This is a genomic window from Pseudomonas sp. Pseu.R1, assembly GCF_045764065.1.
In the GTDB taxonomy this organism is placed as follows: Bacteria; Pseudomonadota; Gammaproteobacteria; order Pseudomonadales; family Pseudomonadaceae; genus Aquipseudomonas.
In genome coordinates this window covers 96,795-108,323 of the sequence record NZ_JBJGEE020000001.1, presented here as the reverse complement: position 1 = coordinate 108,323, position 11,529 = coordinate 96,795, and the positions used below count along the sequence as shown (strand labels likewise).

Genomic DNA, 11,529 nt, shown 5'->3' with positions numbered 1-11,529 from the left:
CGGCGGGCTGTCGGCTCAGCGCAGCAGATACGGGATCTCGACCTTGACTGCGCCGGTCGGGCAGTCCTTTTCGCAGGGCATGCAATACCAGCACTCGTCAAACGCCATGTAGGCTTTCTGGGTGGCAGGATTGATGGCCAGCAGGTCCATCGGGCAGACATCGACACACACGGTGCAGCCTTTGTCGGCGATGCACTTGTCCTCGTCCACGGTGACCGGGGCGTTGGAGCGGAAAAAGATTTCCTGGGGCTGATAGGCCATTTCACGGTGTCCTTGGCGCGTGTCGCGCTCTCTGTCTATAAAAGTGCGGGCCGTACGGTTTCAGGCGGCGTCAGCCCCCACACGCAAGCGGTCGTAGGCGAGCATTTCTTCGGCATCCAGCGCCACGATGTAGGGTTCGACCGGTTTCTTGAAGCTGACCATCCGGCCCTCCTCATCCTTTTTCAGATGGGTGTGACAGAACCAGTCGTGGTCATTGCGCAACGGATGGTCGACCCGATGGTGGTACAGCCCCCAGCGACTTTCGGTGCGATACAGCGAGGCGCGAGCGGCCATTTCTGCGCAATCGCGAATCACGCTGACTTCCATGGCGCGCATCAATTCGTGGGCGTTGCTGGCTTTCAGTTGATCAAGATCGCGCTGGATGTCGCTGAATCGTTGCAGGCCGATTTGCATCTTTTTGGTCACTTTCGGCGGTTGCAGGTAGTCATTCACAAAGCGCCGCAGCTTGTACTCCACCTGAGCGGGCGGCAGGCCGTGCTCACGATCCAGCGGTGCGTAAACCCGCGCCTGCTCGCGTTCGATCTGTCGGGCATCGACCTCGGTGAAGTCCCGCTCGGCCACGTAATCCGCTGCGTTGTTGCCCGCAAACCAGCCGTAGGTAAAAGCACCCAGCATGTAGTTGTGCGGCACTGCCGCCATGTCACCCGCTGAATACAGCCCCTTGACCGAAGTTTCCGCCCGTTCGTTGACCCACACCCCTGACGCCGAATGCCCGCTGCAGAAGCCGATTTCGGAGATGTGCATTTCCACCATTTGGCTGCGGTAATCGGTGCCGCGATTGGCGTGAAACTGCCCCCGGCTGGGGCGCTCGTTGCTATGCAGAATCTCTTCGATGTTCTGGATAGTTTCTTCGGCTAGGTGATCGAGCTTGAGGAACACCGGGCCATTGCCGCTTTCCAGTTCCTGATGAAACTCCCACATCATCTGGCCGCTCCAGTAGTCACATTCGATGAAGCGTTCGCCCTTGTTGTTAGCCGTATAGCCGCCTAAAGGACCGGTGACGTAAGCGCAGGCCGGGCCGTTGTAATCCTTGATCAGCGGGTTGATCTGAAAGCACTCCAGATTCGCCAGCTCAGCGCCTGCGTGATAGGCCATGGCGTAACCGTCGCCTGCGTTGGTCGGGTTTTCGTAGGTGCCCATCAAGTAACCCGACGCTGGCAAACCAAGGCGTCCTGCTGCCCCGCAGCACAGGATCACGGCCTTGGCTTTGATCACGTGAAAATCCGCCGTGCGGCAGTCGAACCCCATCACGCCATTGACCGCGCCCTCGGCATCGGTCAGCAGCCGGGTACAGACCACACGGTTGGTGATGGTTACCCGCGCGCGCTTCAACTGGCGATACAGCACCTTCTTGATGTCGTGGCCCTCGGGCATCGGCAGCACATAGGCGCCCATGTGGTGGACCTTCTTGACCGCGTAATCACCGGTCTCGTCCTTCTCGAATTTCACGCCCCAGCGGTCCAGTTGCTCGATGGTTTCGAAGCTGTGGGTCGCATAGGCGTATACCGCTGCCTGATTGACGATGCCGTCGTTGGCAATGGTGATTTCCTTGGTGTACTGCTCAGGCGTGGCGTGGCCAGGGATCACCGCGTTGTTCAGCCCGTCCATGCCCATGCTGATGGCGCCGCTGCGCTTGACGTTGGCCTTATCGATCAGCAACACCCGCAGATCGCGATTGCGCTCCTTGGCCTTGATTGCGGCCATCGGACCTGCCGTGCCGCCGCCGATCACCACGATGTCGTATTCCTGCTCCAGCACGTGGCGTGTCATCACTGAGCCTCCTGGTGACGGTCGATTCGCAGGCGGTACTGAAACGCATCGCCCCGGTAATAAAGGTGTTCGAAATCCACGGGCTGGCCATCGGCAGTGTGGGTCAGGCGCTCGATGCGCATGATCGGCGAACCCGCCTCGACGTCCAGCGCCTGGGTCAAATCGCTGTCGGCCAGCACCGCGTCAATGGCCAGATCCGCATGACCCAGCGTAAGGCCGCAGTCGTTTTCCAGGATCAGAAAGATGTCGCGGGTCACCAGGTCAGCGCTTTCCAGTCGCTCGCCCAGGTGCCTGGGCAACCAGGTGACTTCCAGTGACACCGGCTCGCGGTTGATCAGCCGCACGCGGCGAATCTGCGCAACGCTTTCGCCTTCCGCCACGTTCAGGCGCTCGGCCACCCGTTTGTCGGCGGGTACGAAGCGGAAACTGCGCAGGCGGTTGATCACTTCATAGCCGCGACCGGTCATGGATTCGGCCAGGCCCTTCAGGGTGCTGACGTTTTGAAAGGTCTTGGGTTTGGACACGAATGTCCCTTTGCCGTGGATCTTGAAGATCAGCCCTTCTTTCTGCAGATCGCCCAATGCCTGGCGCACGGTGATGCGGCTGACCTTGAACATCGCGCCCAGCTCGCTTTCGGAGGGCATCTGACTGTCGGGGGCGTATTCGCCGTCCAGAATCCGGCTGCGCAGCAAGTCACGCAGTTGGCTGTGCAGGGGTACGCTGGACAGCGGAGAGAGGGTTTTGGCAGTGTCGTTCATCGAAGTCACTTGTCATAACGAGTTATGACGTGATCTTAAAGAGCTTGAATTCCGGCCGTGAAATACCGTTTGGGCATAAGGTTAGAGGCTTCTTTGCTGTCGCGTGCCCCCTTGGTGTCGGTAGCGCTTGTGCACACGCCGCCGCGGGCAAACCATACGGTTACGCAGATGAGGTGTAGGTGAGCGGCAATTGCGTGGTGGACTTGATCTGCTCCATCGCAAAGCTGGAGCTGATGTCGGTAATGCCCGCCAACTGGATCAACTTCTTGTACACCGCGTCATACCCGGCGATGTCCGGCACCACCATACGTAACATGTAATCCGTGTCCCCCGCCATTCGATAGCATTCCACCACTTCGGGCAGCGTTTCAATGAGGTTGTGAAAGCGCTCAAGCCATTGTGCGTTGTGCTGATTGGTACGTATCGCGGCAAACACCGTCACCGCGACATTTAGCAGGGCCGGGTCTAGTAACGCGACACGCCCGCGGATCAACCCCTGCTCTTCCAGCTTCTGGACACGGCGCCAACAGGCGGTGGTGCCCAGGCCAATGCCGTCGGCGATTTCAGCGATGGGACGGGTGCAGTCACGTTGCAGCATGTCCAGGATGGCCTGGTCGAACTTGTCCATGGTGAGTTAAGCCTTGAAAGATCCGGTTATGACGAATGGTGATAACCATACGCCAAATCGTGCAGCGATCCGCAGTCTTATTCTCCAAAACCGATTGATACTGAAAAAATAATCTACCCGAAGCGCAAATCGGCGCTCACTAATCAATATTTTTTCGCGCCTGCCCGCGTACTATTTTTCCCATCACGGACAGCGCGGATTTCTCCCCATGAGCACACTTCCTTGTTACTTCGATTACGCAGCCACCACCCCTGTCGATGACCGCGTCATCCAGGCGATGGTCACCTGCCTGGGACGCGAAGGCACCTTCGGCAACCCCGCTTCCAACTCTCACGCTTACGGCAATCTGGCGCGCCAGTCCGTTGAACTGGCGCGTCGTCAGGTCGCCGAACTGGTCGGTTGCAACGCCGAATCGATCATCTGGACCTCCGGCGCCACCGAGTCCAACAACCTGGCCATCAAAGGCATCGCCCAACGCGCACAAGGCCCTTGTCGCCACCTCATTACTAGCCGCATCGAGCATAAGGCGGTCGTCGACACCGTGCGCCAACTGGAGCAAGCCGGTTTTCCGGTGACCTGGCTTGAGCCGGACGCGCAGGGCTTGATTCAACCCGAGGCCGTGCGTCAGGCCTTGCGGGACGACACGTTGCTGGTGTCGCTGATGCTGGTGAACAACGAATTGGGCACACTCACCGACATCGACCGCATCGGTCGCATGGTGCGCGAACACGGAGCACTGTTCCACGTCGACGCGGCACAAGGCGCGGGCAAGGTCGCCATCGACCTGAACGCCCAGCCGGTCGACCTGATGTCGTTCTCCGCGCACAAAATCTACGGTCCCAAAGGCATCGGCGCGTTGTATGTCGGCGAACGCGCGCGCGATCTGCTGGAAGCGCAGATTCACGGCGGCGGCCACGAGCAAGGCTATCGCTCCGGGACGCTGGCCACGCACCAGATCGTCGGCATGGGCGCCGCCTACGCGCTGGCCAGCGCCGACATGCACGCAGAGGTGCAACGCATCACCGCCCTCTCCACTCAATTACGCGATGGCTTGCTGCAACTGCCGGGTGTCAGCCTCAATGGCCACCCCGATCAACGGGTCCCACACACCTTGAACATCTGCGTCGACAAGCCCGGCTTCAGCGCCATGAGCCTGGCCAGCGAACTCGCGGTCTCATCCACCTCAGCCTGCAACTCCGCTGGCGGCGGCGCCTCTCACGTGCTGCTCGCGATGGGGCTGCCTCAAGCATTGGCCAGCAGTAGTCTGCGACTGAGTCTGGGGCGCTATACCCAGGCGGCAGATGTCGAGAAAGCGATTGCGGTCATCGCCGGTCGAGTAAACAGCCAATCGACGACATTCTGGTAACACAACCTCGAAGGGTGGGTGATCTGGCGAGCCAGTCTCTGGCACAATCGCCCATCGTTTTTTTTCGAGACCGTCACACGCATGGACCTCAACAGCGTTTATCAGCGCCTGAACACCGGCAGCAAGAAGTGGAGCCAATACCCGGAAGATGTCTTGCCAATGTGGGTGGCAGATATGGACTTTCCAGTGGCCGAGCCGATCGTTGCCGCGCTGAAAAACCGTCTGGAGCACCCCCTGCTCGGCTACTCGGTGGCTCAGGACAGCCTGCGCCAGACCTTGGTCACGCATCTCGCGCAGCGTTACGGCTGGGCCATTCAACCTGAAGACCTGGTGTTTCTGCCCGGCGTCGAGCCGGGTGTGAACATGGCGCTGAACACGCTGGTTCCCGCTGGCAGCGGCGTGCTGGTGCAAACACCCAACTACTCGCCGTTGCTTCATGCCCCGGCGAACTGGAAGCTGCCGCGGGTCGATTTGCCGTTTCATGCTGACGCCAACGGTGAGTACCCCACCGATCTGGCCGCGTTGCAAGGCGCTCTGCTTCAATCGCGAGCCTTGCTCCTGAGCAACCCGCACAACCCGCTGGGCAAAGTCTTCGAACGCGAAGAATTACAGGCCATTGGCGAGGCCTGCGTGCAACACGACGTGCTGATCATTTCCGACGAGATTCATGCCGACATCGTGTTCGACGGACGCCACCACACGCCGATAGCGTCGCTGAGTCCGGAGATTGCCGCGCGTACCGTGACCCTGATGTCTGCCAGCAAAGCCTGGAATATCGCAGGGCTGAAAACCGCGTTTGCCGTGGTGCAAAACGCCGAACTGCGCGAGCGCTTCAATGCGGGCCGTCTGGGATTGGTGGACAGCGTTAACGCGCTGGGGCTGGAAGCCACCGAGGCGGCGTATCGTCTTGGCGCAGACTGGCTCGTACAGGTGAACGACTACTTGCAGGGCAACCGCGACTACCTCGCTCACGCCCTCGCGACCCGTTTCCCCGGCATTCGCATGAACCTGCCGCAGAGCACCTACCTGGCCTGGCTGGATTGCTCGGCGCTGGACATCGAGCATCCACAGCAATTCTTCCTCAAGGAAGCCAAAGTCGCGTTCAGTGACGGGCTGGAGTTCGGGGAAGATTGCAGCCAGTTCGTACGCCTGAACTTCGGCTGCCCGCGCCCAATGCTGGAAGAGGCATTGGCACGAATGGAACGCAGCCTGCAACAACGCTGATCCCTTCTGGCGGCGCCCCCCCCCTTTGAAATCGGGGGCGCTTGCCTCAGAAATACTTCAACCAGGCGATATCCCGACGTCGCGCCTTCAGCTCGGCAAATCCGCGCACCGCCGGAAACAACACGACCGTCAGCCCCGCCGCACACAGCCACAACGCCCACACTGAATCAAAACCGAAATAGCGGCCCTGGGTGGTCCCCCATATCGCCACGGCGATCAGGTAAAGCACCTTCAGCACATACAGGTGCAGCACGTAAAAAAACATCGGTGCAGCGCCGAAGATCATCAGTGGTTTGAGCCAGCGCTGCCCCGCGCCGCGCTCCAGCCAGGCAAGTGTCAGCAACCCCATGCCCAGCGTCAGGCAGATGAACAATAGCGACGGCGGGTACTTGGTGATGTTGAAGACACTCATCAAGGTCTGAGTGGGGGTGTCACCCGGGGTCCAGGGCTTTTCGCCATAACCGTTGAAGCCGCGCAGGGCCAGAAACAGCGCCAAAAGGCCGAAACCCCAGGCAATCAGATTGATTTCCCTCTCGGCGTTTTTCGCAAACCACGGCCCTGCTGCGTAACCCACGGCAATGACCCCGATCCAGGGCAGCACGGGATACGACGTGCGCAGCCGCAGGCTGTCGGTGGCCTCGATCCAGCCCCGATCATGCAGAATCGCCCATGGAATGTGCATCCACGAATCCGGGCCAAAGTGCACGCCGTCCAGCAGGTTGTGCCCGGCGATGATCGCGATGCCCAGCGTCGCCAGCACACCACGCGGGAGTCTCACCAGAATCGACAGCGCGATCATGCTCAAGCCGATGGCCCAGATCACTTGCAGGTAAATCACCGAGGGCGGCAACTGGAAGGTCCAGGCGAAGTTGACCAGGGTCAACTCCAGACCGATCAGCACCAGACCGCGCACGCAGAGAAAACGCGAAACTGCGTGATGCCCGGCATGACGTTGCCCATACAAAAACGCCGACAGCCCGGTGAGAAACACAAACAAAGGTGCACAGAAATGCGCCAGCGTACGGCTCAGAAACAGCGCCGGATCGGTGTTGCCGACCTCCATGGGGTCGGACACCTGATGGTGCAGATAGAACGTCTCACGTACATGATCCAGCAGCATGAACACAATGATCAGTCCACGCAGGGCATCAACGGACTGCAAACGGGGCTGAGCCGCCGACGACGTCTCGCGGGTCGGCAATAACAGTGCCGCCGTCATGCGCGAAGCGCCTTGTCGAACGCCTGAAACGGCAACGTTCCACGGCGAGATGACGACGCCGCCGCATCGTGCGGGTGCAGGCTTTCCAGATGCGTGACGGAGACGTCGCTGGCGTGAAATCGGGTGGCCAGTGCTTGTTGCACCTTGCGCGCGGCATCTTCGACGTACATCAGATTTTCCCCGTTGAGCCGGGCGAAGGCCTGCTCATCTGCGCGCTTGACCGCCGTTTGCACGGGAGTGCCCAGTGCGCCTTCAATCAGATCGATCAGGTTCAACAGGCCCAGATGTTCTGCGTCCTGATCGATGTGCACGCGCACACGCGCCACGCTGCGTTGGCTATGGGGCGTGGCGTGCGAGCCGTTCTGGCGAATCCAGTTCGCCACGTGGTTGCTGTCCACAGGTCCTGCGCCGAAATGCGCGATGAACGCCTGTTCCAGCAACTGCCGGGACAATGCCGCCGAGCATGGGCAGGTCGATGAATAGGTCACATCGACCGTGGCATCCAGAGACAATCGCCCCTCACACCACTGCGCCTCGATCACCACCGGATAGGATTTCCAGCCGCTCAGGCCTTCGGTCACCAGTGCAGGACGTTTGCACAACAGTTCAAACGCCAGCCGCAACCGCGATTGGGACGAATGACAATCGGCGTGGCTGTCGACCATCAGTTCCAGCAGTGCCACCAGACTCGCCGGACTCACTGCCTGATGCTCGGCAAACCGGTCCAGCAGCGTGTACAACCGCGACATGTGAATGCCTTTGATCTGCGGCATCGGCAGATTCACGTACAAGTCGGCGCGGGCATGCACCGAGGCGTCAACGCCAGGTTCATCGAGGATCAGAGGGATATCGATACCTTGCATGCCGACCCAATCGAGGGGCAGCAAGGCTTGCGACAGTTCGGAATTAGCAACGTCAGGAAGCGGCGTATTCATGAGGGAATGGAGTCTCGAAGCGCAATGTCATAACGAGTTATAACATAACACTTAAAACACCAGCTTTACACTCTCCCCTACCTCACACCCCGGTCACGCCAGTCCCTACAGTGTGCTCGGTGCCGATCTCAGTGGGAGATTCTATGTTGGCCGGTCAACCGCGTTCGTCGGAACGCCGTCCGCACCAAGGCGGCTCCCACAGTGATGCGTGTCGAACCACAGACTCATGCTCAAAACCAAACCTGTGGGAGCCGGCTTGCTGGCGAAAGCAGCCGGTCAGCCTATTCATGCGTAACTGACCCACCGATTTCGCCAGCAAGCCCGCTCCCACAAGCCTCCAGCATGGCTTGCCTGCGGTGACTCGCTTGCAAACACCACCGCAGGCACGTCGGACCGCTCTAGGGCTCAATACCCCAACGACAACCCGGTGTTACGACGGGGGTCGTTGGCGCCGTAGAACCGATTGTTCCCCACCGGCTTGCCACCCAGCGACGGCGCGCCGACGAGGATGGCGGCCAGGTGGTTGGCATCCTGCGGGCCTGCGAACGTGTGACCCCAGCTTTCGAGGATCTTCTGCGTGTCAGGGCTGACCGCGAAGTTTTCCAGGTTGGTAGTCTCCGGCATCCATTGCTGGTGGAAACGCGGCGCATCGACCGCTTCCTGAATGTTCATGCCGTAGTCGATGACGTTGAGCATGGTCAGCAGGGTCGCCGTGATGATCCGGCTGCCACCTGGCGTACCCACCACCATCACCGCTTTGCCGTCCTTGGTGACGATGGTCGGACTCATCGACGAGAGCGGCGTTTTGCCCGGCGCAATCGCGTTGGCTTCACCCTGCACCAGGCCGTACATGTTCGGCACGCCGACCTTGGAGGTGAAATCGTCCATTTCATCGTTGAGGATCACGCCGGTCTTGCTCGCCATCACGCCTGCACCGAACCAGTCGTTGAGGGTGTAGGTGACCGATACGGCGTTGCCCCATTTGTCGACGATGGAGTAATGGGTGGTGTTATTGCCTTCGTGGGGTGCAACGCCCGGTTTGATGGCTTGTGAGTCACCGGCCTTTTGCGGTTCGATGGCCGCGCGCAGCTTCGCGGCGTAGTCATGATTGAGCAAATGCTCGATCGGGTTCTTCACGAAATCCGGGTCGCCGAGATAACTGTTGCGGTCCACGTAAGCGTGACGCATGGCCTCGATCTGGTAATGCAGCCCCTGAGCCGAGTGATAGCCCAGTTCCTTCATCGGGTAGCCTTCAAGGATGTTCATGATCTCGCAGATCACGACACCGCCGGAGCTGGGAGGCGGTGCGGAAACCACGTGGTAACCACGATAATCACACTCGATGGGCGCCAGTTCGCGAGTTTTGTACGTGTCCAGATCGGCCTGAACAATGATGCCTTTGCCCGCCTTGCTCGAATCGACGATGGCCTTGGCCACCCAGCCCTTGTAGAAACCGTCGGTACCTTTCGCGGAAATTTCCTTGAGGGTCTTGGCCAGATCCTTCTGCACCAGCTTGTCGCCAACGTTCATCGGCTGGCCTTTGTTCAGGAAGATCGGGCTGAGGTCCTTGTCGGCCTTGAATTCGTCCGTCGCGGTGTGCAGCAAGTCGATGTCGCCCTGCTCCAACGGGAAGCCGTTTTCGGCCAGTTTGATCGCCGGGGCAATCACTTCAGCGCGCTTCTTGGTGCCGTACTTGCTCAGCGCCAACTCCATGCCCGATACCGTTCCCGGCACGCCCACCGCAAGGTGGCCTTTGGAACTCAGGTCCGGGACCACGTTGCCGTCCTTGTCCAGATACATGTTGGCGGTCGCCGCCAGCGGGGCTTTTTCGCGGAAATCGAGGAAGGTCTTGCGTCCGTCCGCCAACTGGATGGTCATGAAACCGCCACCGCCCAGGTTACCCGCCGCCGGGTAAACCACGGCCAGCGCGTAGCCCACGGCAACAGCGGCGTCCACCGCGTTGCCGCCGGACTTGAGCACATCGACGCCCACGTGGGTCGCCAAATGCTGCGCGGTCACCACCATGCCGTTTTCAGCGGCAACCGGGGCGACAGAGGCGGCGTAGGAGGGGGAAAAGGCGAGCGCGAGCGCAGTCGCGATCAGCGACCGAGTCAAGGGTTCAAACTTCATGTGTCGACTCTCTTTGTTCTTTGAATGTGGAACAGCATTGACGGGTCGAGCCTTGATGGGGAGTACCCTCTCGCGGATCGCCCGGCATCCTTGCAACTGCAGATGCACATTTATGTAGAGCGCGTTCGATACGACCGATCAGTTCAAGACAGTACTCATCGGCCGCACCAAAATAGCGCACTCAAAAGAATCAACCTAGAGCCAATGGCAAGATATTTCAGAAAGTTTTATCGACCCACGCGCCGGATTCAAAACCAACGATCGTTGCGCTTGCGGCCACGGGTCAGCGCCGGAAGGATCAAACCCACCAGCAGGCCCGCTCCTGCGATGCTGCCGCCGTACACCATGTACCGCATCAGCACCTGATTGTTTTCGTCGCCGAGTTTGGCCTGCGTGGCGCGCAATTCCGATTGCGCATCGGTCAGTTGAGCATTGAGGTCCTTGGAACGGGCCTCCAGCTCATCCACCAGCTTCTTGCGCGAATCGAGGGTTTCCTGCATGCCCTGGACTTTGGTTTTCCAATCGTCATCGATGGTTTTCAACTGTGCGCTGAGGTCCGCGACTTGCTGGGTCAACTGCGGCAGTCGCTCGGCCTGGCCGGGCACTTCCTGCAGGTCGCTGGACGGAATCCAGACCGTATCGCCCGAGTTGCCACGCACCTGGCTGTAGTCGCCCTGGGTGTTGAGCAGTTCGACCTTCTGCCCGGATTTCAGCGTGCCGACGATGCGGTAGCCGTCGGTCGGGCCGCTGCGCACGTAGGTGCTCAAGGTGTCACTGACCCAACGGTCCTTGCCCTCGGCCTGGGCTTGTGGGGCAAGGCCTACGGTCAGCAGCGTGCCCAGCAGACCGACGCTGAGCAAATGGCGAGTAAGGGATGAGGCGCAAACAGAAGCGGAACGAGTGAGCGGCATGAAGATTCTTCGACAAAAAAATAAAAATAAAGGCCGGATGGACAGGCCCGATGCAGTGAACAAAACGTGGTTTACTGACCGTACAAATGGTTACAGGTTCACTGCGCAAGGGTGACGTTCGTCTGCCTGGGGCTGAACGCGCTGCGGCCGGGGGCGGCGGATCTGGCGGGAATGACCATGGGATACCCGCTCAGGTTGGGGAGGAAAGTGGCGGAAGGCAGCCGGAGTCGAACCTGCCCGGGAACGGCTGCCGTCCCCAACCGGGTTTGAAGCCCGGCCGCGCCACCGGGCGCGATTGCCTTCCTT

10 protein-coding genes and 1 tRNA gene are annotated in these 11,529 nt (G+C 60.1%); 2 read left to right on the top strand and 9 right to left on the bottom strand.

What is annotated here, in order from left to right:
- Positions 1-15: 15 nt before the first annotated feature.
- The 4 genes from ACI5GA_RS00445 to ACI5GA_RS00430 all read right to left on the bottom strand — a co-directional run bounded on the left by ACI5GA_RS00445 (position 16) and on the right by ACI5GA_RS00430 (position 3,438).
- Entirely contained in the window at positions 16-261 is a 246-nt protein-coding gene (locus tag ACI5GA_RS00445; protein ID WP_110950700.1) for a 4Fe-4S dicluster domain-containing protein, read from the bottom strand.
- Between the two features lie 60 nt (positions 262-321).
- Positions 322-2,052, bottom strand: a complete 1,731-nt coding sequence (locus tag ACI5GA_RS00440; RefSeq protein ID WP_421421079.1) for a fumarate reductase/succinate dehydrogenase flavoprotein subunit — start codon at positions 2,050-2,052, stop codon at positions 322-324.
- Complete coding sequence (locus tag ACI5GA_RS00435; protein ID WP_404637901.1) at positions 2,052-2,810, bottom strand: GntR family transcriptional regulator; 759 nt, start codon at positions 2,808-2,810, stop codon at positions 2,052-2,054. The genes ACI5GA_RS00440 and ACI5GA_RS00435 overlap by 1 nt, the downstream gene beginning before the upstream one ends.
- A 160-nt stretch (positions 2,811-2,970) precedes the next feature.
- Positions 2,971-3,438 (bottom strand): Lrp/AsnC family transcriptional regulator, encoded by a 468-nt coding sequence (locus ACI5GA_RS00430; RefSeq protein ID WP_421421077.1) that lies wholly within the window; start codon positions 3,436-3,438, stop codon positions 2,971-2,973.
- A gap of 208 nt (positions 3,439-3,646) precedes the next feature.
- Here ACI5GA_RS00430 and ACI5GA_RS00425 point away from each other — a divergent pair, with 208 nt between their 5' ends.
- Both ACI5GA_RS00425 and ACI5GA_RS00420 read left to right on the top strand, forming a co-directional pair.
- Complete coding sequence (locus ACI5GA_RS00425; RefSeq protein ID WP_421421075.1) at positions 3,647-4,804, top strand: aminotransferase class V-fold PLP-dependent enzyme; 1,158 nt, start codon at positions 3,647-3,649, stop codon at positions 4,802-4,804.
- Between the two features lie 81 nt (positions 4,805-4,885).
- The gene (locus ACI5GA_RS00420; RefSeq protein ID WP_421421073.1) at positions 4,886-6,028 is read left to right on the top strand and encodes a MalY/PatB family protein; all 1,143 of its coding nucleotides are present in this window, start codon (positions 4,886-4,888) and stop codon (positions 6,026-6,028) included.
- Between the two features lie 46 nt (positions 6,029-6,074).
- Here the strand turns inward: ACI5GA_RS00420 and ACI5GA_RS00415 are convergent, their stop codons facing one another.
- The 5 genes from ACI5GA_RS00415 to ACI5GA_RS00395 all read right to left on the bottom strand — a co-directional run bounded on the left by ACI5GA_RS00415 (position 6,075) and on the right by ACI5GA_RS00395 (position 11,527).
- Positions 6,075-7,247, bottom strand: coding sequence for a DUF1624 domain-containing protein (locus ACI5GA_RS00415; RefSeq protein WP_421421071.1), 1,173 nt, complete (start codon positions 7,245-7,247; stop codon positions 6,075-6,077).
- A complete protein-coding gene (gene folE2, locus ACI5GA_RS00410) occupies positions 7,244-8,182 on the bottom strand; it encodes a GTP cyclohydrolase FolE2 (protein WP_421421070.1) in 939 nt (312 codons plus the stop codon). The genes ACI5GA_RS00415 and folE2 overlap by 4 nt, the downstream gene beginning before the upstream one ends.
- A 405-nt stretch (positions 8,183-8,587) precedes the next feature.
- Complete coding sequence (ggt, locus tag ACI5GA_RS00405; protein WP_421421068.1) at positions 8,588-10,312, bottom strand: gamma-glutamyltransferase; 1,725 nt, start codon at positions 10,310-10,312, stop codon at positions 8,588-8,590.
- A gap of 248 nt (positions 10,313-10,560) precedes the next feature.
- Positions 10,561-11,223, bottom strand: coding sequence for a TIGR04211 family SH3 domain-containing protein (locus tag ACI5GA_RS00400; RefSeq protein ID WP_404637887.1), 663 nt, complete (start codon positions 11,221-11,223; stop codon positions 10,561-10,563).
- 208 nt (positions 11,224-11,431) lie between these two features.
- Positions 11,432-11,527: transfer RNA gene (locus tag ACI5GA_RS00395), tRNA-Sec, on the bottom strand.
- Positions 11,528-11,529 lie beyond the last annotated feature (2 nt).